This window comes from Glutamicibacter sp. MCAF14 (genome assembly GCF_052114325.1).
GTDB lineage: Bacteria > Actinomycetota > Actinomycetes > Actinomycetales > Micrococcaceae > Glutamicibacter > Glutamicibacter arilaitensis.
Genome location: NZ_JBFREO010000004.1, coordinates 450,551 through 476,032, shown reverse-complemented (window position 1 = coordinate 476,032; position 25,482 = coordinate 450,551). Strand labels below are relative to the sequence as shown.

The 25,482-nt window shown below is 59.4% G+C and carries 25 protein-coding genes, 2 tRNA genes and 1 other RNA gene; 12 read left to right on the top strand and 16 right to left on the bottom strand.

The features are described 5' to 3' along the window. The first annotated feature begins 157 nt into the window (after nucleotides 1-157). Together serB and AB4Y71_RS09655 are read left to right on the top strand one after the other, a co-directional pair. Nucleotides 158-1,078, top strand: a complete 921-nt coding sequence (gene serB, locus AB4Y71_RS09660; RefSeq protein WP_441719997.1) for a phosphoserine phosphatase SerB — start codon at nucleotides 158-160, stop codon at nucleotides 1,076-1,078. A gap of 162 nt (nucleotides 1,079-1,240) precedes the next feature. Continuing rightward, complete coding sequence (locus tag AB4Y71_RS09655; protein ID WP_441719994.1) at nucleotides 1,241-2,989, top strand: VanW family protein; 1,749 nt, start codon at nucleotides 1,241-1,243, stop codon at nucleotides 2,987-2,989. Nucleotides 2,990-3,119: 130 nt separating this feature from the next. On the opposite strand, the gene AB4Y71_RS09650 is transcribed toward AB4Y71_RS09655, so the two are convergent. The 3 genes from AB4Y71_RS09650 to AB4Y71_RS09640 form a co-directional block, all read right to left on the bottom strand. Continuing rightward, nucleotides 3,120-3,485, bottom strand: coding sequence for a hypothetical protein (locus AB4Y71_RS09650; RefSeq protein ID WP_441719991.1), 366 nt, complete (start codon nucleotides 3,483-3,485; stop codon nucleotides 3,120-3,122). 373 nt (nucleotides 3,486-3,858) lie between these two features. Continuing rightward, nucleotides 3,859-4,608, bottom strand: coding sequence for an SDR family oxidoreductase (locus AB4Y71_RS09645; protein WP_441719988.1), 750 nt, complete (start codon nucleotides 4,606-4,608; stop codon nucleotides 3,859-3,861). Nucleotides 4,609-4,642: 34 nt separating this feature from the next. Continuing rightward, complete coding sequence (locus tag AB4Y71_RS09640) at nucleotides 4,643-5,365, bottom strand: beta-ketoacyl-ACP reductase (protein ID WP_013348942.1); 723 nt, start codon at nucleotides 5,363-5,365, stop codon at nucleotides 4,643-4,645. A gap of 177 nt (nucleotides 5,366-5,542) precedes the next feature. On the opposite strand from AB4Y71_RS09640, the gene AB4Y71_RS09635 reads away from it, so the two are divergent. The 3 genes from AB4Y71_RS09635 to AB4Y71_RS09625 are packed head-to-tail and all read left to right on the top strand — an operon-like array spanning nucleotide 5,543 to nucleotide 7,155. Then, entirely contained in the window at nucleotides 5,543-5,998 is a 456-nt protein-coding gene (locus AB4Y71_RS09635; protein WP_441719986.1) for a DUF3099 domain-containing protein, read from the top strand. Then, nucleotides 5,998-6,243, top strand: coding sequence for an acetone carboxylase (locus AB4Y71_RS09630; RefSeq protein ID WP_102597675.1), 246 nt, complete (start codon nucleotides 5,998-6,000; stop codon nucleotides 6,241-6,243). The genes AB4Y71_RS09635 and AB4Y71_RS09630 overlap by 1 nt, the downstream gene beginning before the upstream one ends. Then, nucleotides 6,244-7,155: an SURF1 family cytochrome oxidase biogenesis protein gene (locus tag AB4Y71_RS09625; RefSeq protein WP_417366041.1), complete on the top strand. Its 912-nt coding sequence runs from the start codon at nucleotides 6,244-6,246 to the stop codon at nucleotides 7,153-7,155. Between the two features lie 73 nt (nucleotides 7,156-7,228). Here AB4Y71_RS09625 and AB4Y71_RS09620 read toward each other — a convergent pair whose 3' ends face one another. From AB4Y71_RS09620 to mptB (AB4Y71_RS09590), 7 genes are all read right to left on the bottom strand, one after another. After that, entirely contained in the window at nucleotides 7,229-7,675 is a 447-nt protein-coding gene (locus AB4Y71_RS09620) for a hypothetical protein (protein WP_441719983.1), read from the bottom strand. A 67-nt stretch (nucleotides 7,676-7,742) separates the two neighbouring features. Further along, nucleotides 7,743-9,344 (bottom strand): ABC-F family ATP-binding cassette domain-containing protein, encoded by a 1,602-nt coding sequence (locus tag AB4Y71_RS09615; protein ID WP_013348937.1) that lies wholly within the window; start codon nucleotides 9,342-9,344, stop codon nucleotides 7,743-7,745. Nucleotides 9,345-9,536: 192 nt separating this feature from the next. Next, complete coding sequence (locus tag AB4Y71_RS09610) at nucleotides 9,537-10,637, bottom strand: GTP pyrophosphokinase (RefSeq protein WP_441719981.1); 1,101 nt, start codon at nucleotides 10,635-10,637, stop codon at nucleotides 9,537-9,539. An 83-nt stretch (nucleotides 10,638-10,720) separates the two neighbouring features. Next, nucleotides 10,721-11,497 carry a DUF2637 domain-containing protein gene (locus AB4Y71_RS09605; RefSeq protein ID WP_013348935.1) on the bottom strand — a complete coding sequence of 259 codons (777 nt, stop codon included), beginning with the start codon at nucleotides 11,495-11,497 and terminating at the stop codon, nucleotides 10,721-10,723. Nucleotides 11,498-11,627: 130 nt separating this feature from the next. Next, nucleotides 11,628-12,722, bottom strand: a complete 1,095-nt coding sequence (locus AB4Y71_RS09600; protein ID WP_441719979.1) for a VanZ family protein — start codon at nucleotides 12,720-12,722, stop codon at nucleotides 11,628-11,630. A gap of 66 nt (nucleotides 12,723-12,788) precedes the next feature. Continuing rightward, nucleotides 12,789-14,279 carry a polyprenol phosphomannose-dependent alpha 1,6 mannosyltransferase MptB gene (gene mptB / locus AB4Y71_RS09595; RefSeq protein ID WP_441719977.1) on the bottom strand — a complete coding sequence of 497 codons (1,491 nt, stop codon included), beginning with the start codon at nucleotides 14,277-14,279 and terminating at the stop codon, nucleotides 12,789-12,791. Continuing rightward, nucleotides 14,279-15,781: a polyprenol phosphomannose-dependent alpha 1,6 mannosyltransferase MptB gene (gene mptB / locus AB4Y71_RS09590; RefSeq protein ID WP_223261494.1), complete on the bottom strand. Its 1,503-nt coding sequence runs from the start codon at nucleotides 15,779-15,781 to the stop codon at nucleotides 14,279-14,281. The genes mptB (AB4Y71_RS09595) and mptB (AB4Y71_RS09590) overlap by 1 nt, the downstream gene beginning before the upstream one ends. A gap of 233 nt (nucleotides 15,782-16,014) precedes the next feature. Here mptB (AB4Y71_RS09590) and orn point away from each other — a divergent pair, with 233 nt between their 5' ends. The 5 genes from orn to def all read left to right on the top strand — a co-directional run bounded on the left by orn (nucleotide 16,015) and on the right by def (nucleotide 19,756). Then, a complete protein-coding gene (gene orn, locus AB4Y71_RS09585; RefSeq protein ID WP_441719974.1) occupies nucleotides 16,015-16,626 on the top strand; it encodes an oligoribonuclease in 612 nt (203 codons plus the stop codon). 158 nt (nucleotides 16,627-16,784) lie between these two features. Beyond that, a tRNA-His gene (locus AB4Y71_RS09580) sits at nucleotides 16,785-16,860 on the top strand. Between the two features lie 428 nt (nucleotides 16,861-17,288). Continuing rightward, a tRNA-His gene (locus tag AB4Y71_RS09575) sits at nucleotides 17,289-17,364 on the top strand. A 646-nt stretch (nucleotides 17,365-18,010) separates the two neighbouring features. Then, the gene (locus tag AB4Y71_RS09570) at nucleotides 18,011-19,159 is read left to right on the top strand and encodes an acyl-CoA dehydrogenase family protein (protein WP_287041692.1); all 1,149 of its coding nucleotides are present in this window, start codon (nucleotides 18,011-18,013) and stop codon (nucleotides 19,157-19,159) included. Between the two features lie 24 nt (nucleotides 19,160-19,183). Beyond that, nucleotides 19,184-19,756, top strand: coding sequence for a peptide deformylase (gene def, locus AB4Y71_RS09565; RefSeq protein WP_441719971.1), 573 nt, complete (start codon nucleotides 19,184-19,186; stop codon nucleotides 19,754-19,756). Nucleotides 19,757-19,768: 12 nt separating this feature from the next. On the opposite strand, the gene AB4Y71_RS09560 is transcribed toward def, so the two are convergent. Both AB4Y71_RS09560 and AB4Y71_RS09555 read right to left on the bottom strand, forming a co-directional pair. Next, complete coding sequence (locus AB4Y71_RS09560; protein ID WP_441719968.1) at nucleotides 19,769-19,999, bottom strand: hypothetical protein; 231 nt, start codon at nucleotides 19,997-19,999, stop codon at nucleotides 19,769-19,771. Between the two features lie 6 nt (nucleotides 20,000-20,005). After that, nucleotides 20,006-20,272 carry a DNA glycosylase AlkZ-like family protein gene (locus AB4Y71_RS09555; protein ID WP_441719966.1) on the bottom strand — a complete coding sequence of 89 codons (267 nt, stop codon included), beginning with the start codon at nucleotides 20,270-20,272 and terminating at the stop codon, nucleotides 20,006-20,008. Between the two features lie 19 nt (nucleotides 20,273-20,291). Here AB4Y71_RS09555 and AB4Y71_RS09550 point away from each other — a divergent pair, with 19 nt between their 5' ends. Next, the gene (locus AB4Y71_RS09550) at nucleotides 20,292-20,495 is read left to right on the top strand and encodes an FAD-binding protein (RefSeq protein WP_219724405.1); all 204 of its coding nucleotides are present in this window, start codon (nucleotides 20,292-20,294) and stop codon (nucleotides 20,493-20,495) included. Between the two features lie 80 nt (nucleotides 20,496-20,575). On the opposite strand, the gene AB4Y71_RS09545 is transcribed toward AB4Y71_RS09550, so the two are convergent. The 3 genes from AB4Y71_RS09545 to AB4Y71_RS09535 all read right to left on the bottom strand — a co-directional run bounded on the left by AB4Y71_RS09545 (nucleotide 20,576) and on the right by AB4Y71_RS09535 (nucleotide 24,094). Beyond that, on the bottom strand, nucleotides 20,576-22,033 hold the full coding sequence (locus AB4Y71_RS09545) for a glyceraldehyde-3-phosphate dehydrogenase (protein ID WP_441719962.1): 1,458 nt from the start codon (nucleotides 22,031-22,033) through the stop codon (nucleotides 20,576-20,578). Nucleotides 22,034-22,252: 219 nt separating this feature from the next. After that, nucleotides 22,253-22,607: RNase P RNA component class A (gene rnpB, locus AB4Y71_RS09540), an RNA gene on the bottom strand. Nucleotides 22,608-22,678: 71 nt separating this feature from the next. Next, entirely contained in the window at nucleotides 22,679-24,094 is a 1,416-nt protein-coding gene (locus AB4Y71_RS09535) for a dihydrolipoyl dehydrogenase family protein (RefSeq protein WP_441719959.1), read from the bottom strand. 157 nt (nucleotides 24,095-24,251) lie between these two features. On the opposite strand from AB4Y71_RS09535, the gene AB4Y71_RS09530 reads away from it, so the two are divergent. Continuing rightward, nucleotides 24,252-25,040, top strand: coding sequence for a YaaA family protein (locus AB4Y71_RS09530; protein ID WP_441719956.1), 789 nt, complete (start codon nucleotides 24,252-24,254; stop codon nucleotides 25,038-25,040). A 57-nt stretch (nucleotides 25,041-25,097) separates the two neighbouring features. On the opposite strand, the gene AB4Y71_RS09525 is transcribed toward AB4Y71_RS09530, so the two are convergent. After that, nucleotides 25,098-25,481: a VOC family protein gene (locus tag AB4Y71_RS09525; RefSeq protein ID WP_441719953.1), complete on the bottom strand. Its 384-nt coding sequence runs from the start codon at nucleotides 25,479-25,481 to the stop codon at nucleotides 25,098-25,100. Between the last annotated feature and the right edge of the window lies 1 nt (nucleotide 25,482).

Below are 25,482 nucleotides of genomic sequence, written 5' to 3'. Positions count from 1 at the left end.
CACTAATTGGAAATGCCGAACGAGGCCTAAAAATCGCCGGATTGATCTGTATTGCGTTCAACGGCGATGGCACCTGACTCTCTGGTTCCCGGTAACTAATTGATATGCAAGCACGTCATGTTTGGTCGTAATGCACAGAACAATGAAAAATGGTTTCATGGCTTCATCATTGGTATTCGTTTCCCGTCCAGCACTTTCCCGCACCGACTTCATTGCTGTATTGCAGCAAGCGGCAGCACAAGGGCTGATCTCCAAAGCGGATGAGAACTCGATCAAAACCAGTGGGCAGCGGCTGGTCGCCAAGTTCCAGATTGAACAGGCCAACCATCCACAGCTGCAGCAGGCCGCCGCTGAATTCGTCGATGCCCTAGTGGCCGGCGGATCACTTGATTACGCCGACTTGTGCCTCGCGGCAGTCCCTGCGGAACTCACCAATGCTCCCCAGCTGCTGTTGCTCATGGACGTTGATTCCACCCTGATCAAGCAGGAAGTCATCGAACTGCTGGCCGCCCACGCCGGACGCGAAAAAGAGGTAGCCGCAGTCACCGAAGCCGCGATGCGCGGTGAACTGGACTTCGCCCAGTCCTTGATTCAGCGCGTTGCAACGCTCAAGGACCTGCCAGATACGGTCCTGGCCGAGGTAGGCAAGCGCATCATCTTCTCCGAGGGCGCCCAGAGCCTGGTCCAGCGCTTCCACGCCGCCGGGCACAAGGTGGGCGTGGTTTCCGGCGGGTTCCAGCAGATCCTGGATCCGCTGGCTGCACAGCTGGATCTGGATCATGCGCTGGCTAACACCCTGGGCATCACCGACGCAGTGCTCGATGGCACCGTTCATGGCCAGATCGTGGATCGCGAGATGAAGGAAACCATGCTGCGCGCTTGGGCCGAGGAACACCAGATTCCATTGGAGGCAACCATTGCCGCCGGCGACGGAGCCAACGATCTCGCGATGGTTGCAGCGTCCGGGTTGGGCATTGCGTTCAATGCGAAGCCTGCTCTGCGCAACGAGGCAGATGTCCGCTTGGACTTTGCCTGGCTGGATGTGATCGCTGACCTAGTTCTCGATGATTTGGCTTAGTGAAATCCAACAACTGCATAACGATTTTGCAGATCTGGGCTTTCGATATCTTGATCGGTTGTTCTAGCAGATAGTATTTCTATTGACGCGTCTTAAGGCCTGTGGAATTGTCCCCGAGCCTGATGCCGAGCCCCTATCGCTTTCGAAAGAGCTACTAGACCAGTGCAGACCCCCTCCCCGGACAGTTCCTCAACTACGCCTACGCACTCCCCGCAGGACAAGAAGAAGCCAAAGAGCAAGGCCAAGCCTTGGATCATTACCGGCTCTTGTGTTGCAGCCGTAGCCGCAGCGTATTTCGGCGGAGCGGCCTATGTCAGCTCACAGGTTCCAGCTAACGCATCCATTGCAGGCGTGAACATCGGGTCCATGAACAAGGACCAAGCGCGCAGCGAGTTGGAACGCGAGGTACTCCCCCTTGCTGAAAAAGACATTGACGTCACCGTCAATGGCGAAAAGTACACGTTGGATCCGGCTAAGGCCGGTCTGGCGCTGAACGTTGATGAAACCATCAATGACCTGACTTCCTACGAAATCAACCCGGTTGAGCTCTACGAGCGCCTGACCGGAGATGTCCATGTGGACCCGGCCGTTGATGTGGAGCAGGAGAAGCTTTCCACCCAGCTCGAAGCTTTGGCCAAGAAAGCCAACGCCGAGGTGACCGAAGGCGCTATCGAGTTCAAGGACGGTACTGCCAAGCTGACCAAGCCGGTTGACGGGGTCGTGTTGAAGGCTGATGAAGCGGCCAGCTTGATCACCGATGAATGGGAAATTGCCGGTCCGGCGCTCACCTTGCCCGCAGAGGTAACTAAGCCGAAGATTTCCGCAGAAAGCCTGCAGGCTTTCTATGACAAGGACGTCAAGGCCCTGCTCAAGGACGATGTCACCCTGTCTTCGGATAAGAAGAAGGCAACCATCTCGGTAGAGTCCATTGTCGCCGCAGCAAGCTACACGCCCAAGGACGGCGCCCCGGCGATCACCTTGGATGACAAGAAGCTGTACAAGGCCGCAACCAAGAATTCTGATCTTTCCAGCACTGCCGAGAACGCAAAGATCGTGTTGAAGGATGGCAAGCCTTCCATCGTGAAGTCCTCCAAGGGCGTCTCTTTGGAGACTGAAGGCTTGGGCGCCAAGGTGCTGGCAGCCACCGCTGATAAGAAGCGTACGGCTACCGTGGAAATGACCGAAACCGAGGCGGAGTTCACCACCGCAGATGCCAAGAAGCTGGGCATCAAGGAACCGATCGTGACCTTCTCCACCCCGTACCCTGCCTCGGATAAGGTACGCACCAAGAACCTCTACGCTGGTTCGGCTCGCGTCAACGGCGACATCATCAAGCCCGGCGAACGCTTCTCCCTGCTTGAAGCCCTGGGCCCAATCACCGTGGCCAATGGCTACTTCAGCTCCGGTGTGGTGGAAAGCGGTTTCAGTACCGAAGCTGTCGGTGGCGGCCTGTCCCAGATCTCCACCCAGATGTACAACGTCGGCTTCCTTGCCGGCTATGACGACATCACCCACAAGCCGCACTCGCGCTGGTTCGAACGCTACCCTGCGGGCCGCGAAGCTACCTTGTGGGAAGGCCAGATCGACATGATCTGGGAGAACAACACTCCCTATGGCGTGATGATCCAGGCATGGGTTTCGGGCGACAAGGTCAACACCCGCCTATGGTCCACCAAATACTGGGATGTCTCACAAAAGAGCTCGGGCAAGTACAACCTGACCAACCCTGAGACCAAGTACAACCCTGCTGAGAAGTGCGTCTCCGAATCCGGTGGCAAGAAGGGCTTCAGCATCGATATCACCCGCTACCGCGAGACCTTCGATGGCTCCAAGAAGCTGCCAGCCGAGACCAAGAGCTGGACCTACAGCCCATGGCACAAGATCGTTTGCGGCGAGAAGCCTAAGGACTAAGTCCATCAATAACGCCGGGTGCTTCCCCCCAGGGAAGTGCCCGGCGTTTTGCATACCCTGCGCAGTCGCAGGGCAGATGCAAAGCTGGAAGCCACAAGAACACCACTGGGTGCCTGCAGGCCGACGAGCATTACTCTTCGCCGAAGGCTACTCGGTACCCTTTGCCGACATTGACCACGACAATACCGATGGCCATTTCAGGCTGTTCGGCATAGACATTGTAGAAATGCGCTGATCCGCCACGTTCATACTTGTGCATCTTGAAGTTCGACGAGCTTACCTGCTTCGAATCCATTTCGCTTTTCAACGGTGTCAAATGCTCTTCAATGGCCTCATCATCAAGCTTCAGGCTGATGACTGAACACGCCTTCTCGTAGTCAGAACTCTCCGCCGCTTCAAGCAAACCCTGCACAGCCGTTTGCGGATCGCTGACAGGCCAACCGCCGTCGCAGGTTTCCTCATGGACCGCTGAGCATCCAACGGCAGCCAAAGCCAACGGCAAAACCAATGAAACGGCGGCAATGCGGCAGGTACGTCGTAGATTCATCAGCGGCCTTCGCTAGTCGAACGGGCAGTATGACTCGATCTTAGGCGCGCGTCACGGCACTTTCAGCGCTTTCATCGCAGTGAGTTGCTTGTACCCGGTGCTGTTGCTGTGCCGCGAAAACTTCGGCACGCCATTGGTGCGTAGCTTTCCATGATCAGCGCTCCTTGCCCTGGGGCTTGATCCAGAAGGATTCCAGGTGATCAATCTGGGTTAAACGAGAGACGGCCGTTGCAACTCCTGATTGATCAGGGTGTTGCAACGACCGTGAGAACCCGGCTCGAACTGATGCCGGACGCCAGCTTACAGACGCTCTCTGGATGCTTTAGTTGCCCGAGGCCTTCAGGAAGTCCCCTGCGCCGCCTACCAGCTCGGTGTGGCCGGTCTCGACGTCGGCGAAGATCATCTTTGCGACCTCGGCGCCGAACTCCTCCACGGAGTACAGCTTGCCGGCAGCTTCGCGGCGGGCATCGATAGCACCTGGCTCCATGCGGTTGAGCAGGGTGGCAGTGATGGTGCCTTCGATCATGTCACCGGAGACCACCACGAAGGTGATGTTCTTCTCGGCCAGCTTCGGGATCATCTCGCGCAGCGCATCTTCACCGGCACGCTTGGACTTGGCCACTGCGTCGTACGCGTCCATGGTGGATACGTCGTTGATGAAGTGTGCCTGGTGGCTGGTCACGAATACCACGCGGCCGCCTTCGCTCAGCTTCGGCAGCGCAGCTTCGAGCATCGCTACCTGGGCATCGCGGTTCAGGCGCAGTGCGTAGTTCTCGCCCATGGAGGTTTCCATGCCGCCCGAGGCGTTGAGTACGACAACATCGAGCGAACCGAAGTTCTCTACGGCCGCGTCAACCAGGGCCTGCGGGCCCTCGACGGTGGTCAGGTCCGCGCCCACGGCTACGGCCTTGCCGCCCTTTTCTTCGATGGAAGCGACGATCTTATTGGCGCGTGGTGCCTTGGCACGGTAGTTCACGACTATTCCGATACCCTGCTCGGCCAGCAGCTGTGCGGTAACCGCACCGATGCCGCGCGAGGATCCGGTGACAATGCCACCCTTGAATTCACTCATGGTGATACTCCTTAGATTTCTTGCTTTAAAACTTCTAGTGGCCCATGCCCAAGCCGCCATCAACCGGGATCACAGCACCGGAGATATAAGCTGCCTCGTTGCTGGAGATCCAGCGCACGACGTTGGCAACTTCTTCAGGCTCGGCGAAGCGGTTGGCAGGAATGTTGGAGAGGTATTCCTTCTGGGTGTCCTCTGGAAGCACCGCAGTCATTTCGGTGTTGATGAACCCTGGAGCCACGACGTTCGCGGTGATGCCGCGCGAGCCCAGTTCACGGGTCAGCGAGCGGGCGATGCCCACCAGGCCGGCCTTGGAGGCAGCGTAGTTGATCTGTCCTGGCGAGCCGTAGAGGCCGACCACCGAGGAAATCAGCACGACGCGGCCGCGCTTGAGGCGGATCATGCCCTTGGAGGCACGCTTGATCACGCGGAAGGCACCGGTGAGGTTGGTATCGATCACCGAGGTGAAGTCGTCTTCGCTCATGCGCAGCAGCAAGGTGTCCTTGGTGACACCGGCGTTGGCGACCAGTACCTCGACTGGGCCGTGGGCCGCTTCAACTTCCTTGAAGGCAGCGTCGATTGATTCGCTGTCGGTGACGTCGGCCTTGACGCCGAGCAGTCCGGCGGGAACCTCGCCGCTGCGGTAGGTGATGGCCACTTTATCGCCGTTGGCTTCGAATGCGCGGGCAATTGCAAGGCCGATGCCCCGGTTGCCGCCGGTCACGAGGACGCTGCGGCCAGTGGTTGGTTCCGTAGTCAATGTATTTCTCCGTTCATGCGCTCACTGTCGTGGCATGGAAATCCCTGGATTCACCAGCCGCAAAACGCACTTTGCCTAGTTAAGTAGCTTCTCCGTGAACAATCCTATTAGTTACTGACCAGTTTTACCGCTTCGACAGCGCGTAGAAATTACACTCTTCGTGCCACAAGTGAGACAATGGGAGCAGATCCCACAGTGCAAAGCGAAGTCTTCTACATGTCCTCTCAGCCCACGAATCACGGTTCTAACCGGCCGGAAGTTCACCGCATCACCGAAGCTCGGCAGTCGCATACCACCGAGCGCGATATACGTGTGCGCAAATACACGATTTCAATGACGGTGCGCCTGATCTGCTTCATCCTCGCCTTCTTCGTCGACGGCTGGCTGCGCTGGGTCTTCCTGGCCGGGGCCATCGTGCTTCCCTACATTGCAGTGGTCATCGCCAATGGCGGAGCAGATCTGACCAAGCGTGAACCGCCTGCCGAGTTCTACAAGACTCCCGATGCCCGGCCAATTGCCGCTCCGGAGCAAGCTGCACCGCAAGAGGCCCAGGATCCTGAGGTCATCGACGGAACCTTCCTCGATGACGATGCCTCGGCCCCACCGACTACTACTGCGCCCAAGGAGGACTAGTGGATCTGCTAGGTTCGCTGGGCGGCTCTTCTGCCGCCCCTGAAATCCAGTGCTCGCGCAAGGGCTGCCGCAACGCAGCTGACTACCAGCTGCTGTGGAACAACCCGAAGATCCACACGCCCGAGCGGCGCAAGATCTGGCTGGCCTGCCAAGAGCATCGCGATTGGCTTGAAACGTATTTGAAGGAACGATTGCTCTACAAGGAAACACTGCCAATGGCTGGCAATGAAGGAGAACGCAAGTAGATGTACCGTTTTCTGGCAAGTACCCGTTGGGTCGGCTGGCTTGTCCTGGTGGCGATCTTCGCCGCCGCGTGCATCAGCTTGGGCAACTGGCAGTCCGACCGGCGTACTGAAGTTCTTGAAGGCATCGAGCGGGTCAACCGCAACTACTTCGCCGAACCGGTCACCGGCAAGCAGGCGCTGGAGAACTTCGAGCACCTCGATGAGCAGAAGATCTGGATCACAGCGGAACTGACCGGCGAATATCTTGCCGAAGACACCATGATCGTGCGCAACCGGATCAAGGCCGGACGTCCTGGCTACGAGGTGCTGGTCCCGTTCAAGACCGAGCAGGGAACAACGGTCATCGTGGACCGCGGATACCTGCCCATCGGCAATAAGGAAGGCGGGCACCCCGATACGGTTCCCGCTCCCCCAACTGGCAAAGTGAACGTCGATGTGCGCATGAAGCCAGCGGAGATCCGCTTGGACCGCGGCGCCCCTGAGGGCCAGCTGGCTTCCATCCAGCTTGAGGACTACGCCAAGCACCTGGACTACCCGATCGCCCAGGGCGCCTACGGCCTGATGTACGAAGAGGATCCGGCACCGGCCACCGCTCCGCTGCAGCTTGATGCTCCGGATATGGACGAGGGTCCGCACCTGTCCTATGAGATCCAGTGGTACATCTTCGGTGTGCTGGCATTCGTAGGCTTCTGGTATGCCGCCCGCCAGCAGAAGAAGCTGAACGCCGAGGATGCCGCCGAACGGGCTGAGGCCGAAGCGCTGGGCCTGGAAGAGCCGATGCACAAGGTGCGCAAGATCCGCATCAAGGCAGATAAGAAGGTCCGCCGAGACGGCACGCTGACCGATGAGGCCATCGAAGATGCGTTGCTGGACCAGGCGGAAAACACGCCAGGTGGACATAAGCAGCAGTAGAGAAGCGAAGAACCGCGCCGCAGCTGGAATGATCCAGCAGCCGCGCGGTTCTTCTGCTTAATGCAGGTAGTTGCTAGCTTTGTTCTGCCGGCGGGCTCCAGCGTATTCCGCCGTCCTGGCAAGCCGTGGTCTTTTGTCCTATGCCCTCCAGGCACGATGCATCAATGAGGGTGCGGTCCCCCACCGGTTCATCGAGTTCAAGGGTGTAGGGCACGGTCTCATTGCCCGGACAGGTGTGCGCGTCCCCTTCTGCCGGTTCCACCGCGATCCCGATGACGATCTGGTCGTTAGACAGTTCGACATCGGTGGCGGTAATCTCCCCGGTAGTCCCTGACGTGCAGGCTATCGCCATCACCCCGAGCTGAAGGGAAGTGCTCGACTCGTTCACCCCGGCCGGGTCAATCAGCGTCCATTGGGCGTTCACCTCATCGGGTACCTGTGAGGAGCATCCGGCCAGCGTGCTGGCGGCAAGCAGCGCCATGGCCGCGATCCCGGGCAATCTGCGTTTTAAAGCACTCAAGGCTTGGCACATCCCTTCTGATGGGGTTGTGCCAAGCCTATGAGAAATCATCCCTATTGGTAAGGACTTAGGTCAGCGAAACCAATTCAAGGTAATCCTCGCTGAACAGGTCCTCGTCGCCATCAGGCAAGATGACCACGCGTTCAGGCTGCAACGACATCACTGCGCCCTCATCGTGGGACACCATGACTACCGCGCCCGGGAAGGTGGACAGTGCGCCGAGCACCTCGGCACGCGAGGCCGGGTCCAGGTTGTTAGTCGGCTCATCGAGCAGCAGCACGTTGGCGCTGGAAGCCACGATGGTGGCCAAAGCCAGACGGGTCTTCTCACCGCCGGAGAGCACCCCGGCAGGCTTGGTGACGTCATCGCCAACGAACAGGAAGGAACCGAGGATCGAACGCACATCTGCGTCGTTCAGGTGATCCGGCGCGTTGCGGCGCATGTTATCGAGCACCGAAGCCTCGGGATCCAGCGTGTCGTGTTCCTGCGCGAAGTAGCCGATCTTCAGGCCGTGGCCGGGAATGATCTTGCCGGTATCGGGCTCGGAAACTCCGGCCAGCATGCGCAGCAAGGTGGTCTTACCGGCACCGTTCAGGCCCAGGATCACTACCTTGGAACCGCGGTCGATAGCCAGCGACACATCGTTGAAGATTTCCAGCGACCCGTAGGCCTTGGACAGGCCCTCTGCCATCAGCGGAGTCTTGCCACAAGGAGCCGGATCCGGGAAGCGCAGAGCCGCGACCTTATCGGAGGCACGCTCTTCCTGCAGACCCGAAAGCATGCGGTCCACGCGCTTGAGCATGGACTGGGCCGCCGAAGCACCCGAAGCACGGGCCTTCATCTTGTTGGCTTGGGTCAGCAGAACCGAAGCCTTCTTCTCGATGTTGGCACGCTCGCGCTTGCGGGCACGCTCATCGGTTTCGCGCTGCAGCTTGTAGCGCTTCCAGTTCATGTTGTAGACATCCACCACGCCGCGGTTGGCGTCCAGGTTCAGCACCTTGTTCACGGTGGATTCCATCAGTCCGGTGTCGTGGCTGATCATCAGCACGCCGCCGGCGTAGTTCTTGATAAAGTCGCGCAGCCACATGATCGAGTCAACGTCCAAGTGGTTAGTCGGCTCATCGAGCAGCAGGGTCTCGGCATCCGAGTAGAGGATGCGGGCCAGCTCCACACGACGGCGCTGGCCACCTGAAAGGGTACGCAGCGGCTGGTCCAGGATGCGGTCCGGCAGATCCAGGTTGGCGCAGATAGCGGCCGCTTCGGATTCTGCAGCGTAGCCGCCGGCAGCGATGAATTCTGCTTCCAGACGGTCATAGCGGCGCATGGCCTTGGCCGAGACGGCCGGGTCTTCGCTGGCCATTTCCTCGCGGTTCTGGGCCAGCTTGGTGACGACGACATCCAGGCCACGGGCGCCGAGGATGCGGTTGCGCGCCAGCTGCTCCATGTCCGGAGTCTTGGGGTCCTGCGGCAGGTAGCCGATGGAGCCCTTGAAAGTCACTTCGCCCGCGGCCGGCTGCGTCTCACCGGCGAGGACCTTGGTCATCGTCGTCTTGCCGGCACCGTTGCGTCCCACCAGTCCGATCTTGTCGCCCTTGTCGATGCGGAAGTTTACTTCGTCCATCAGCAGGCGGGCGCCGACGCGTAGCTCAAGGTTGGCTACGGAAATCATATGGTGTGGCCCTTTCACGCGGGTACATAAAACTTTGCGGCCCACAAATTGGGCAACTTGACTAGTCTACCGGCCAACAACCAGTTGGCTGGCCGAACGTGCACAAACTAACAGTTGACTTGTTGTGCTGTTAGAAGCACCGAAGCCCGCACCGTCCACGTCAGTGGTGGTGCAGGCTTCGATATCCAATGCTTATTTGGTGCCCTGCTGCGAGCGGTAGTCCTTCATCTGGATCAACCGGCGGCGCAATGAGCCTTCGCGGCGCAGATCTCCGCCGCTGGTTTTCTCGATGTGGTCCTTGCCAAAGCGCCAGAGCAGCACGTCATCAAGCAGGCGGTCCGGCCCCGGCGAGTAGCGGTGGTCCAAGGCGGCACGCACATCGGTGACCACGTTCGCGTCCAGCAGCTGCGCCAGCTGCCAGGTCTGGTCGATCCCGTGGGAACCGAGCAGCTCGGCGGCCCAGGACCAGTCGTCATCGCGCTTGCGGTCAACGTGCGGCAGCAGCGTCTGCCAGATTTCGCCGATCTTCTCGCCGGTCAACGGCTCGGATCCAGCACCCTGCTGGTCGTGGTAGCCGTTGAGCCGGTGGTACAGCTCGTCGATATCGGTGAAATAGTCTTCCACGGTTTCCAGCATCGCCGCGGTGGCGGTGAAGTGCCGGTCGATCTGCGGGTTCCAGGCGGCTTCGCCAGGATGCTTGAAGCGGATGTCGTGTTCCATTTCGGACCAGGCATGCTGCAGCACGGTGCGGATCTGCACTTCGAAGACGAAATTGCCGCTGGCGACCACGGGCTTGCCCAAGGCTTCTTGGAACTTGCGCACGATTGGTTCGCTGCGGGTCTTGAGCAGCAGGTGGCGAGAGGAGTAGCCGTAGGTTCCGGACTCCACCGAACCGATATCCTTCTCGCGGTCGCTGCGGCAGTCGAAGGAGTCGCGGTGCGACTTGATCAGGCTGGCCACCTGCTGGATTTCATGGGGCAGCATCACGATGATCCGGATGCCCACCATGTCATGGATTTCGCGTAGCGGATTGGGGAATTCCAAGACCGGTGCGGTCTCGGAATTCTCTTTCAGCTGGCGCGAGGCCTTGGCCGCAAAGGACTGCGGGGATTTCACCCGGCCGGTGATGAATAGCGGTTGCACCTCGGAGTTGGCAAACAACCTTCGGATCTTCGCTTTCATGGCCGACATGACGGTATTCAGCTCGCCGGTAACAGATTTGTACTGCTCAACGGCGGCCGCAATCTGTTCGGAAAATTCGTCGTGTTCCTGGCCCTGAGCTGGATCCATCATTGATGCCTCCTGAGTGCTAAAGCGAATGTGTAAATGCTGTCCTTATGTTCATCTGGCCTTACCGGCCGGGTGTGCCTGCAAGCTTATGGGCGGGAAAGGCGCTTGGCCATGTCGTCGAACAATGGTGCCTTGTCTTCGCCTGGCTGTGCGGTTGCGGCCTTGGCTGGCTTGGCAGGTGCTGGCTGGGCGCTGGACTTGATCGGAGTCACCTTGGAGTCCGAGCGGCCGGCGGCTATTCCTTCGGCGCGGGCACGGGCCAGCGCATCCTGGTGTTCCTGCTCCAGCTGGGACAGGCGCTCATCTTCGGCGGTCTTGGTGTCGGTCAGGGCCGCGTTGTAGCCATCGTCGTAGGCAACACCGTATTTCTCGGCGTTTTCCTGCGCTTCGTCATATTCCAGTTCAGCGCGCAGCTTCGCAGCCTCGGACTTCTTCTGGTACATGTGCACGGTCAAGTGGGTAATTGCCAGCAAGACGATTGGCGGCATTGCGGCCACCAGCGCCGAAACCAGTGGCGGGACGCCATTCTCAATGGAGTCCACGGTCAGGATTGCGTGGGTGGAGTTCGCCGCGGTGGATACGATCGCGCCGAAGAACAGCAGCGACCATGGGTAGATCATGGCCTTGCGGTTGAAGCCGTTCAGGGCCACGATGGCCACGGTGGCTGCCACGATCATGCCGTCAATGATGATCGGCCAGATCCATGCCAGGCGCGGGCTGATGCCCGAGCGTTCTGCCAAGTCGGTCAGGGCAGCGAAGGAGAGCACGAATGCGCCCACGGCAATGAGGACCGTCGCGCCAACGGCCGTGCCTAGTACGGCGCGATGCGGTTCGGCCGGGATCTCTGGTTTCTTATCTTCCATGCTGCTGAGCAGACCTAACTTTTGAGCTATAACGGTATGTCTTCAAACGCGAGTTTGCTGGACCGCACACAAGGCGCAGACCACCGCGTTCTATTTTAGCGTGCGAGGTGCACTGCTGGGGTGTGCTGATTCAAAGGGCTCGGCGGTCGATGAAACCGGTGGAGCTGATTTTTCCGGCAAGCCCGCGGTGATTGGCCTCGAAGATGAAGTAGAAAGCGCTCAGCGCGATATAGATCACAAGCAGCATGTTCAATAGCGGGTATGCGGTAATTTCGCCCAGATTGGTTGAAATGTGGAAAAGGAAGTTGATTCCTCCGAACCCGAGCAGGCTGCGCAGCAGAGCCCGGCTGGCACTTGCCGGATTCCCTTGCCCATCGGTGAGCATCAGCCACGCGCAGCGTTGGCCCAAGCTGGCTCGCCCTGGAGCCAGGGAAGGCAACCAGAAGGTGAACGCGACCACGATCAGCGGGATCCAGAAGTTCTTCCACTGTGCATCAAGCACCGGGCCACCCAGGCGTTCAAACAATTCCACGGCGCCGGTCACGCCGAAGAGCACTCCGGTGGTGATTGCCGCGTCGAAGATGTTAGCCAGGATCCGCCGCGAACGGGTGACCGCACGTGCCGGAGCCGTTGCAGCGTCTGCTTCGACCGGGCCGGAGAGGAATTTGAAGATTGGCAGGTAGGCGATGATGGCGCCCATCAGCGCACCGGTGGTGTTCACGATCAAATCATCGACATCAGCCACGCGGTAGGCGCAGGTGTACAGACCCCAGATGCCGGTGTACTGGGTCAGCTCGATAGCCAATGAGGCTGCGAAGCCCAGGATCAGCCCGGTGAAGATGTTTGAGCGAAGCCAGCGCACCGCCAGAATTCCCAGCGGCATGAACAAGATGATGTTGAACAGTACCTGCCAGAGCGTGAAGCTGGTGGCAAAGCCAGTTAGCCCGCGTTCGACGATCGTCGCCTTGAAATCATCGAGGAACCGGCCCGGGACCAGCTGCGGGATGGCCACGCCCGGACGGCAATAGGCGTCGCGGGTTTCAGGCAGCGGCAGCATGGTGTAGCTGAACAGGCCGAACCCGTACACAGCGGCCATCGACGTGGTGATCGTCCGGCGCCATGACAACCGGCCGTGGCGCCGGTACTGGACTGCAAGCAGGAAGATGCCGGCAGCACCCAAGAACAGCGCACCACCGAGGATGGCGATAGTTGCGGGCCAGAACATCGTTTGCATATTTCTATCTAAGCGGATGAAGCCTATGAGCAGCTGTGCCGGGCCATGTGACCTTGGCTATGCTTTAGGTGCTTTAGGTCCGCGCAGCACATGCCTGGTTTTGCGATCCGCGGTGAATAGGCCGATGAACAGCCCCAGGGCCAGCACCCCGGCCAGCGATTTCATGATCCAGGCCGAATGCCACTGCTCAATGGACAGTTGGTCCACGAACACGGCTATCAGGATCATGCTGGAGACATGGATCATCAGCTTTTCCGATCCCCAGGAGACCCTGTGCGAAATGGCGAACAGGGCCATCAGCCACAGAATGTACCAAGGCTGGATGATCGGCGCCAGCAGCACTGCGGCCGACAGCGCCCAAGCTGCCAGGCGTACCGGGTTGGAGATATCCTTTGCCAGCGCCAAGCGCGCGATGATGATCAGCGCAATGACCTGGAAGATGCCCACCACGATGGAGTTGACCAGCGAGATATCTCCGCCCAGCGCTCCGGCAAGGTTGCTCACCAGCCAGCCGATCAGCCCCACCGGCGCATACGGGAAGGCCGCATCCCCGGCGGTGAACATTGCAAGCAGCCAGCCGAACCAGAGGTTGGTGACTGCCCCGATCAGCAGCAGCCAGGTCAGGGACATGGCCGCTACCTTGGCCCAGATTTTCCAGCGTTGGCGCATGGTCGGGTTCTTGCCCAGCAAGATCAACCCGATGAACGGCAGAGCCAGCAGCACGATCGGCTTCACCGAGACGGCAATGGCCAGTGCCATCGTGGCCGCTATCGGCCGGCGATCATAGGCGTAGGCGAAGGCGCTGAAGACACCGGCAATCATCAGCGCGTCGTTGTGCACGCCACCGATCATGGTCAGCAAAAACAGCGGGTTGCCCACGATGGCCCAGTTGGCCCAATTGGCGCTCTGTCCCATCTTCTGGGCCAGTTTGGCTGTGAAGTGATAGCATCCCCAGACTCCCAGTGCCGCGATGATGCGCAGCAGTCCCACCCCGACCTCGGGAATGCCGTTCGAGGCGAAGAAGATGATGCGGGCCATCACCAGGAAGAACGGTCCGTAGGGCGAAGGCGATTGCGCCCACAGGCCATCGGATCCGCCGTCGAACCAGCCCGGCAGCGCGGAGATGCCTTCAGCATAGGGCGACTTGTCCGCATGCAGCATCCGGCCCTGGGCCAGATAGGAATAGACGTCACGGCTGAGGATCGGGAAGCTGAGCATCAGCGGTGCGGACCACATGGCAAGGATCCTGGCCAGCTGGCGGCCGGTGATCTCCCCGGCGGTTTGCACCCAGGGGCGGGCCAGAATCCAGCATCGGGTCAGCCAGACAATGCCCAGTGCCATCAACACGATGCAGCTGATCACGCCGATCGCATCGGTGCGGAATTCGATGAAGAACCCGGTGCGTGCCAGTGGGGAAAGCTGGTTGCGCGGGAACCACCCGACACCCCAGGAGGCAATGGTGACCAGCGCCGAAGCGCTGAAACCTTGCCATGCCAAGGAGCTCAGGCTCAGGCGGTTGGCTTCGAGCTTTCGCTCTTGCACTCCCACTAGGCTTCCTTGGTTCTCTTCAGCCAGTTGGTCGAGCTGAGCAGGTCAGGGCAGATGTTCTTGGTCTTGGGATCGAAGAAGACCAGGTATACGGCGCAGGCGATGGAAATGCACCAGGAGATCATCTGGATCCGCGGCACCAAGGACTCCTGCAGGAACTGCCAGACGAAGATCTGGTCGGCGGCCTGATAGGCCAGGAAGAAGATCGTTGTCAGATGCAGCCAGAGCATCTGCCAGTCATCGCGCAGGCCGGTGACTGCGAAGAACGGCAGCAGCCACAGCAGGTACCACGGCTGGATCACTGGAGAGAGCACGACAATTGCGGCGAAGGCGATGGCCATGCGCTGGACCAGGTGCGAATACTTTCCGCGGAACATCAGGATGAAGGCGATGGCCACACCGACCAAACGGCCAGCGGTCTTGACCACGTCGAGCACGCCGCCGGATTCCAGTCCGAAGGAATTGAAGATGTTCTGGATGCCAATGGTCGCCAGGCCCAGTGGTGCGTAGATCGAGAAACCGGCACCGGTGTAGTTGAGCATGACCGAGAGCCAGCCGAACCAGTAGCCGTTGAGCCAGCCTACGAAAGTCATCAAGGCCAGGAAGAGCATGCCGGTGTAGAACCAGTAGAGGATCCGACGCGGCCATTTTGCCTCAGGGCCGGCCCAGAGCAGGCCGATAAATGGCAGCAGCACCAAGGTGATTGGCTTGACGCCTACCGAGGCCGCGAGCACGACAATGGCCCAGAAGCCATAGCGTTTGCACGCCAGGTAGACCGACCATACGGCCAGTCCTGTCATCAGCGAGTCGTTGTGGGCGCTGGCGACAAAGTTCACCAGGAACAGCGGGTTGGCCACGGTCATCCACGTGGCCTTGGCCCCTGGCACGGCATGCAGTTCGGCCAGCTTCGGCACGAAATGCAGGCAGAGCAGCACGCCGATGAAGGCAATGGCGCGGAAGGCCAGGATGGCCACATCGGTGGAGCCACCAACAATATTGACTACAAGCCATTCAATGCTCAGGTACAGCGGGCCGTAGGGAGTTCCGTCCTGGGCCCACATGGTGTCGGTTCCCAGCTGGAACCAGTTGTTCAGCGAGGATATTCCGTCTACATAGGGATCCTGTCCCGCATCTACCAACCGGCCCTGGCCAATGTAGGCAAAAACGTCGCGGCTCATGATCGGCAAGGTGACCAGCATCGGGATGCTCCACAGCCAGACTGCCTTGCGCACCACCTTCAGCGAGCCTTCGCCCCAGCCTTTGAGCTTCTGCCCCAGACGCCACCAGGAACGGAAGAGGATCCAGCAGCCCAGTGCCAGCAGGATGACGCAAGTGATCACGCCTGCTGGTTCGGTGCGCAGCATGATGAAGAAAGGGTCGCGGTTCAGCGGGGATACGCTGGCCAGCCAACCTGTGCCGAAGGACCCGAACAGGATCAGGGAGGAGCCGATGACGCCGCTGAGAATGGTCCTATTCACTCCAGCGTAGGGCGGAGAGCTCACTGCTGGCTTGCTGGCTGACACACTGACACCTCGGGCTGTAGCGGACTTGAGTTCGAGAGTAATTAAGCCAGCGTCGTAGTTGCTTTGCCCTTGCAGGCGTGGCGTTTCAACAGCCGGAAATCTCAGATGATTTTAGCATTGACAATGCGCACAATCCGGTTGAGACACTGTTATTCTGCCCCGTTGCCGAGGTGCGCTCCCCCACAGCGTTCACTGAAGTGTAGATTGGTTACGTGGCTAGTAATTCAGAAAAAATTGTATGGATCGATTGCGAGATGACCGGATTGGATCTGGTTAATGACGCATTGATCGAAGTAGCAGTACTCATTACCGACTCGGATCTTCAGATCGTCGATGAAGGCATTCAGGTAGTCATCAAGCCTGAGCCGGCAGCCCTGGCGCAGATGGATGATTTCGTTCGCAACATGCACGTGGTCAGCGGCTTGCTGCCCGAGCTGGAGAACGGCATAGCCATGGATGAAGCGCAGCGCTTGGTGATCGACTACATCAAGAAGCACGTTCCGGAACCGAACAAGGCATTGCTGGGCGGCAACTCGGTGGGCACCGACAAGAACTTCTTGGCGCGCGATATGCCTGAGGTCATCGAACACCTGCACTACCGAATTATCGATGTGTCGACCTTGAAGGAACTGAGCCGCCGCTGGTTCCCGAAGGCGCACTACAGCGCACCAGCTAAGACCGGAAACCACCGGGCGCTCGGTGACATCCAGGATTCGATCAATGAGCTTCGCTACTACCGCGATGCCATCATGGTTCCAGCTCCAGGCCCGACCTCTGATGAGGCCAAGAAGATTGCCGATCAGCTCAGCGAAAGCGCAAACTAGCTTCTTCTTGAGGCCCCTGAAACGCAGGTGACGCACTGCACAGCACTTCAGGGGCCTCTTGATTGGCATCGAGCTAAGAATTGTGTGTATAGTATTTCTCGTTGCCAGATACGGAAACAGCTCGCAAAAGTGATCTGACTAGTGTCGAAGTAAACATGGTGGGTATAGCTCAGTCGGTAGAGCGTCTGGTTGTGGTCCAGAAGGTCGCGGGTTCAAACCCCGTTACTCACCCCAGAGATAAAGACTCGATTCAGAACGAAAGTTCCGGATCGAGTCTTTTGCTTATCCAGCTCTTTTTAGTGCACGCCACCAGCCCGGTCGGCCAAGAATAAATGCGCAGCTGTGGCAGAGATTGTGAAAATCAGTCACCGGCATCTCAAGCGCATACTCTATGCGCCACCAGTGCATGGCCAGCCTCCTCCGGGTGCTCTCCCCCGAGCCTGATTCGAGTAACCATTTGGCCAGCCTTGAATACGATCCGGCAGGGCAGAACAGCATCAATCATCACGCTGACGGTCACAAATAGTGAGCGTCCGGTCACAAACTCATCGATGACGCCGAACGAATTGGTATTTCAGGTTCGGATACGTGTATAGTATTTCTCGTTGCCCGGTACAAAATCATTAGCACTACCGCTTCTGACTAGTATCGAAGTAAACATGGTGGGTATAGCTCAGTCGGTAGAGCGTCTGGTTGTGGTCCAGAAGGTCGCGGGTTCAAACCCCGTTACTCACCCCAGAGTCAAAGACCTGGTTCAGAATGAGAATTCTGAACCAGGTCTTTTTCGTTTCCACTGACATGGGTGGCAAGCAGAGGTGCCCAATCCGAAGCAAGTCCAGGCCGGATACCTCCAGCAGGCACGGGAGCAGACCCACTTGCCCGACATCAATACCGCCAAGCCGTCCTCGGCGAAATCGCCGAATAAAAGCACTTGCCCTGCAAACCTGACGTCAGAGTAAGCTGCAGGGTTCCCGTAGACCAATTCGCCTGACTCGACACGGAGAAGCATGCCGCTGGCCGCTGTCGTGTCGGCTACGGATCCGGCCAAGTACACGTGAATATCCAATCGGGTCGCGAACTGTTCTCCAAAGTCGGTGCTTGGACTGAATGTTCGAACCTACCGGCGAGCGCATGAGGCTCGTAGAGTGCGATTAAGTCATATTTCGGCGGTTTGAAACATAGATTCGAATCTTTGTTCGAACGAGTGACGCTTTGGGGTCTAACCCCGTGTTTTTCGAGACTTTTGGCGTTAATTAGTGACTTGAATCGTTCTTTGCCCCGGCGAATAGGCATCATTTGGCTTCAGCGACCATAATGGATGATGTACTTCGGCAAGCCAGTGAGCTTTATGCCTTCGTTCTATACACCGAAAGGTACTCCCCCTGTGAAACGCGCGCTCTTCGAAGAGGACCACGAGCAGTTCCGTGAACTTGCTACCGAGTTCAACGCCCGGGAGATTTCCGGCAAATACGCCCAGTGGGAGAAGGACCACCAGATTCCTCGCGAGGTGTGGCAGTCTGCCGGCGAGAACGGCCTGCTGGGTCTTGCCGTGCCTGAAGAATTCGGTGGCATGGGGATTGATGACTACCGTTTCCGCGTAGTGCTTGATGAGGAGTTCGTGCGCTCGGGCCATTTGGCCGTGGCATTGTCCTTCCACCTGCACGATGACTTGGTCCTGCCTTACCTGTTGAACTACGGCTCTGCGGATCTGAAGGCTAAGTGGCTTCCACGCATGGTGGACGGCTCTACCATCACCTCCTGCGCGCTGACCGAGCCTGGCGCGGGTTCTGACCTGCGTGCGGTGCGCACAAAGGCGGTGCGCGATGGCGATGACTGGCTGATCAGCGGGCAGAAGACCTTCATCGGCAATGCGGCCTTTGGCGATGCGTCGCTAGTGCTTGCGCGTACCGATGGCGAGAGCTCGCGGGCCGGCGCGCATTCCTTCTCGCTGTTCATGGTTGAGCGTTCCGAGGGCTACAGCAACGGCAAGCCGTTCGACAAGATGGGCCTGCGCGCCTCAGATACCGCTGAGTTGTTCTTTGACGAGGTTCGCGTCTCTGCGACGGATCTTGTTGGTGAAGTCGGCCAGGGCCTGTCCTATGTCAAGGCGCAGCTGCCCCAGGCTCGTTTGGCTCTCGCCGTGGCCGCATCGGCGATCTGCTCTGCATCCTTCGAGCAGGCGCTTGAGCATACGAAGAACCGCTCGACCTTCGGCCAGGTACTCACCGAATACCAGAACACGCGTTTTGAGCTGGCTGATTTGAAAACTGAGGCGCATGTCACCCAGAGCTTCGTTGACCGTGCGGTCTTGGCTTTCAATGAGGGTGAGCTGAATGCTTCCGATGCCGCCGAGGTGAAGCTTTGGGCTAGTGAGAGCGCGAAAAAGCTTTCCGATAAGGCATTGCAGCTGCATGGCGGCTATGGCTACATCATGGAGTACCCGATTGCCCAGTCGTTCACTGCCTCGCGCTTGCTGACCATCTTCGGTGGCACAAGCGAGATCATGCGTGAAACTATTGGACGAGCACTCTAAGAACTTTTGAAAGGAACTGATCACGTGCCTATTCGGCAGATCACTGTTTACGGCGAACCGGTATTGCACAAGCGTGCCGTTGAGGTAACCGAGTTTGATGACGCGTTGCGCGCGCTCGTTGCCGATATGCACCTGACCATGGATGAAGCGCATGGCGTCGGCCTTGCAGCTCCGCAGATCGGTCTGGGCTTGCGCATGTTCACCTACGTATTCGCCGATCAGGACGATGCGCCCGAACGCGGCGTGGTGATCAACCCGAAGCTGACCCTCTCCAAGGTTTCGCAGGCTCCTGCGCACCCTGATGAGGACTCAGAAGGCTGCTTGTCGGTTCCCGGCTTGAACTACCCGCTGCAGCGCGCAGACTATGCGAAGGTGGAAGGCTTTGACGAGTTCGGCAATCCGATCTCTTTCGAGGCTCATGGCTGGTTCGCCCGCATCATGCAGCACGAGTACGACCATCTTGATGGCTGCCTCTACGTGGATAAGCTACAGCCACGTTGGGAGAAGCGCTGGAAGAAGGCCAAGAAGGCTCTGGGTTGGGGCGTACCGGGCAATACCTGGTTGCCGGGTAGCGATGAGGATCCATTCGGGCACTAGCGACTTGGCCGTCTAGCGAGCGGTCTTGAAGTCCAGATACCGCTGATGCAGCGCCGCACCGATACTATCGGTCGGCGCTGTTTCTGCATTCAAGATCTTTGCCTCCCTCCCCTCCTGCAGCCAGAAAGGTAGGAACATGCCGTTCTTGCCCGGCAGGATCTGCGCTGTCATCTGCTCATCAGCTACCAGGGTGCGCGTGCCATAGCCCAGGCAGTACTCATCGAAGGGTCCACGCAGGCGCAACGGTAGCTAGGATGCTCGCCCCGGCTGAAGTACTACGTGTGCCAGGCTTTGGGCTATCACCCAGTAGTCCTCGCCGCGTTCATCCTTGCCTACGCTGATGAGATCTTCTTCCAGTGTCTGGCTGGCTGCTCGCATATCGCTGAGGGTTTGCCCCGAGGACCAGGCAGCATCGCGGATGGTTGCTGGCCCATGGGAAGCAAGGTACCTGCGCAAAAGCTCTGCCAAGGGCTGCGCCGGTTCATGGCGCCCGGTGACCCATTGGTCAACCAGCACGAAATCCTGGGCGACGAGCTTGGCCGTAGTGGTGCGCGAAGATGATTCGCCGATCCAAGGTCTCTACGCCCAGGGAAATACTGCCTCGAATATCTTCGGCGAGGTCTACCCAGGCGCCGGCCCCACTATCGGCCAGGGGCTGGTCTACGGCAACATCATTGCCGATGACGGGGCCCAGCGCTCACGCGAGGCGAAGAACAGTTCCTCATCCATCGCGAGCTAGCAGCCGTTGAACCACAAAGGGACCTTCTCCGACGCGTAAAGCGTTGGAGAAGGTCCCTTTGGCATAAAACCGGGAAGGTCTTAGACGGTGACGGCTTCAGCCTTCAAAGCTGGAACTGCTGCTGGGTGAGTGCCGGCCATCGATTCGATGACGCGCACAACCTGGCAGGAGTAGCCGAACTCGTTGTCGTACCAAACGTAGACAACAGCGTTCTTGCCGGTCACGATGGTGGCCAGGCCATCAACGATGCCGGCTCGGCGCGAGCCAACGAAGTCGGTGGAGACAACCTCAGGCGAATCGATGTAGTCGATCTGCTTGTGCAGGCTGGAGGTCAGCGAAGTTTCACGCAGGTAGGCGTTGAGCTCTTCCTTGGTGGTCTCGTTTTCCAGATTCAGGTTCAAGATCGCCATGGAGACATCTGGGGTCGGTACGCGGATGGCGTTACCGGTCAGCTTGCCTTCGAACTCCGGCAGGGCCTTGGCTACTGCCTTGGCGGCACCGGTTTCGGTGATCACCATGTTCAGCGCTGCCGAACGGCCGCGGCGCTCGCCCTTGTGGAAGTTGTCGATCAGGTTCTGGTCGTTGGTGAACGAGTGAACGGTCTCGACGTGCCCGTGGATGACGCCGAACTTGTCGTTCAGGGCCTTGAGCACTGGGGTGATGGCGTTGGTGGTGCACGATGCAGCGGTGACGATCTTATCATCTGCGGTGATCCACGAATCGTTGATGCCGTGGACGATGTTCTTCAGATCGCCCTTGCCCGGTGCAGTCAGCAGGACGCGGGAAACGCCCTTGGCGGCCAGGTGCTGGGACAGGCCAGCCTCATCGCGCCAGCGGCCGGTGTTGTCCACCACGATGGCGTTGTCGATGCCGTGTGCGGTGTAGTCAACGGTGGTCGGGTCGTTCGAGTAGATGACCTTGATCAGGGTGCCGTTGGCGAGGATCGTGCTGTTTTCCTCATCAACGGTGATCGAGCCTTCGAAGCGGCCGTGGACCGAGTCGCGGCGCAGCAGCGAAGCGCGCTTGACGATGTCATCATCCGAGCCCTTGCGGACCACGATGGCACGCAGGCGCAGGCCGTAGCCGCCACGCTCGATGAGAATGCGAGCCAGCAGGCGGCCGATGCGGCCAAAGCCGTAGAGCACTACGTCCTGTGGTTCTGCGTCGGTTGCGCCAGCCTGGCCAACCTTCTCGCCCAATTCTTCGGTGAGGAATGCGTTCAGATCAGCGGATCCGGATTCCTTGAACTTCTTGTTCACGCGACCGAGGTCAACGGCAACCGAGCCAACATTCAGGGTCTCGATGGCATCCAGGATGGCCTTGGTGTCATTCAGGTCAAGTTCTTCGCCATCGATGCGGCGCACCACGCGGTGGGCCTTGATGATGTCAATGGCGGACTGGTTGATCAGCTTGCGGCCGTAGACGGAGGTCACCACATTGTTCTTGCGGTACAGACGTCCGATCAGTGGGATCATGGCCTCGGCGAGCTCTTCGCGCCCGCTCCATTCTTGCTGGGCAACGACAGACTGCTGGGTCACAGAAAATCCTTCCAATTCAGCCGACTCGCAGATCCATAAAGTCGGTTGGCACCGTGGGAAGCACCATTGCTTTTGCGGTGGTACGAGGTAACAGGATCATCCTCGTAAGTACATGATCCATTCTAGACCGTGCGCAGAAATTCTGAGAGCTACGGATTGTGAATCATCTCACCAGCGCATTAGGGGCTGATGCCGGCGCAATCGCGGGAAGGAAGAGTGTGAATGGGATGGCCGATACGCCGGGTTTTGTCGCGCCGAAGCGGGACGGTCATCTATCTACGACTGCCGTTGCCGGCAGCCTCTAGCGGTCCACCCGACTGCATGGGGCGAACAGCCCTCATAACGCAGTCTGTCTGACCTTGCTCCGGGTGGGGTTTACCTAGCCGCCCCAATCACTTGGGGCGCTGGTGGTCTCTTACACCACCGTTTCACCCTTACCAGGAAACCTGGCGGTCTATTTTCTGTGGCACTAGCCTGCGGGTTACCCCGAGTGGGCGTTACCCACCACCCTGTTCTGCGGAGCCCGGACGTTCCTCGGGACAATAACTTGCCACGCGACCGTCTGGCCATCCCATTCATTAACCATTCTAGCCCCGCGAGTTTCCCGGCGCTGACCACCGCCGTGAGCCACTGGCCACACTGGCGCTACCCGAAGCGCTCGGTTTCCAGCAGCCGCAACCAGATTTCGCTCAGCGTCGGGTAGGCCGGGACCGCATGCCACAGCCTCTCCAACGGAACCTCGCCGATGATTGCCACGGTGGCAGCATGCAGCAGCTCGGCCGCATCCTGCCCCACGAAACTCGCCCCGAGAATTACACCGCGTTCCCGGTCGATCACCAGCTTGGCACGCCCCGTATACCCATCAGCATGCAAGCTGGCTCCGGCAATGGCACCCAAATCATGTTCGATGACCTTGATGCCAAGTCCCTGGGCTCTCGCTGCGTGTTCGGTCAGGCCCACGGCAGCGACCTGCGGATCGGTGAACACCACCCGCGGGATTGCCCCATGATCTGCCGTGGCCGCATGCCGGCCCCATTTGGCGTCCTGCACCTCGGCCCCGGACAACCGGGCAGCGATCGCCTCGCCGGCGACTCTCGCCTGGTACTTGCCCTGGTGGGTGAGCAGGCCTCGCCCGTTGGCATCGCCGACCACGTACAGCCAGTCGGTCCCCGAGACCCGCAACGTGTCATCAACGTCAATCGCCGCCGGGTCCAAGTCCACGGCTTCCAATCCCAGATTCGAGGTATTTGCGCGGCGGCCCGTGGCCACCAGCAGCTCATCGGCCGCCACGGCGCTCCCCTCAGCGAAGTCGAGGTGCACGATTCCCTGAGCGTCCCGGGACACTTTTGAGGGCGTGGCACCGATACGCACCTCGACGCCCTGTTCTTCCAAGGCTGCGGCCACCATCTGTCCGGCGAAAGGTTCCTCTCGGCTCAGCAGCGCACCGCGCGAGAGCACGGTGACCGCTGATCCCAGTGAGTTGAAGGCGAAGGCCATCTCCACTGCGGCCACCCCGCCACCGATGATTGCCAGCCGCGGCGGAATCTTCTTGGCTGCGGTAGCTTCGCGGGTACCCCATGCTTGCGCCTCGGCCAGTCCAGGAATTTGCGGCAGCACCGGGATGGATCCGGTGGCCAGCACCACGGCGCGGGCCCGGTACTCGCGTCCTCCCACAGCCACTATGCCCGGGGCCACCAGCTGCCCGTGGCCGCGCAGCAGTTCAATGCCCGCAGAGCGCAGCCATTGCACTTGGCCGTCATCATCCCAGTTGCTCGTGAAGGCATCGCGCCGGGCCAGCACCGCAGATACATCAAGAGTGGAAGTGATTGCTTGGCCAGCTCCAGGCACCCGTTGCGCCGCTGCCAGCACCTGGCCACTGCGCAACAACGCCTTGGAAGGCATGCAGGCCCAATACGAGCATTCACCACCCACCAGCTCGGACTCGACAATGGCTGCCGACAGTCCTTGTTTGGCTGCATAATCAGCGGCGTTTTCCCCGGCGGGACCAGCGCCGATGACAATCACATCGAAATCGGTGGCGGGCTGCGGATTGCGCTGCATGGCTTCTCCTAGCTGGCTTCTGCTGGCGTGGTGTGGACCCGGCGCGGGTGCATTAGCCCAGCCTAGCCACCGGTGCCCAGGCAGTACAGAGCCAGGGTGCCAAACAGGAGAGGTCCCTTGCAAAAAGCCGCCGCCAATCTCAGATAAGCTAAAAAGCGTGCTTATTTTGCTGCCGCCTTCCGAAGGCAAGACCGCCCACACTGAAGGCTCCCCGTTCGACTTTGCCGATTTATCCTTCCCGGAGCTTGAACAGGAACGACGCCAGGTGCTTGATGCCTTGGCCGAAGTTTCAGCTCGCGAAGATGCCATGTCGGTTTTGGGGGTCGGCGCCTCGCTGGCTAAGGAAGTAGCCCGCAACATTTCCCTGCACAACGAACCGGCAGCTCGCGCCCACGATATCTATTCCGGTGTGCTGTTCGAAGCCCTGAACTATGCCTCGCTGGATCAGGCCTCCGCACAGCGTGCCGATGAATCGATCATCGTGGTCTCCGCACTATGGGGCGCGGTGCGCTTCGGCGATCGCATCCCTCCCTACCGCCTGTCGATGTCGGCGAAGCTTGAACCGCTGGGCAAGCTGGCCAGCTGGTGGAAGAAGCGCCTGACCCCGGTGCTGGATGCCGCCGCCGCGGATCAGCTGATTGTCGATGCCCGTTCCAGCACCTACGCTGCCGCCTACAAGCCGAGCAACTGCAACCAGGTTGCCGTTAACGTGTTCCAGCTGCGCAATGGCACCCCCAAGGTGGTTTCGCACTTCGCGAAGCACACCCGGGGCGAGGTCTCCCGTTTCCTTGTCCAGCAGCCTGTCGCACCGGAAAACCCTGGAGAACTACTGAAGCTCATCCAGGCCAAATGGGATGCTTCCCTGGTTCAGGATAAGAAGGGTTTGGCGCTGAATATCCTGCTGCCTGAGGATCACCAGTTCACCACGGTGAACAAGGCCGTGTAGCCACGAAACAAAAAGCTGTGGGAGTGAAGCAAAAATTGCTTGACTCCCACAGCTTTTTCAGGGCTGGGCTACCAGTTCTATTTCAAATCCAGCCGCATCTTCCAGATAGGCAGCATAGTGCCCGGCTCCCCCGGCATGCGGGTGCTTATCTGCGAACATCAGCGTGAATCCGTGAGCCTGTGCTTCTTCGGTCACCTGATCCATCTCGGCGGTACCAGGCACGCTGAAAGCCATATGGTTCATCCCCGGGGCCACTCGATTATGACGTTGCGGCACTACATCCGGACCCGATTCCAAGACAATATAAAAATCGCCCTGGGCATAGCTGATGCCGCTGGCCCAGGTGGATTGCACTTCATAGCCAAGGCGGGCCAGCAGCCAGCCCACCGAAGCGTTGCTGGCTGCCAAATCCTCTACCCAGATCTCCAGATGATGCAACATG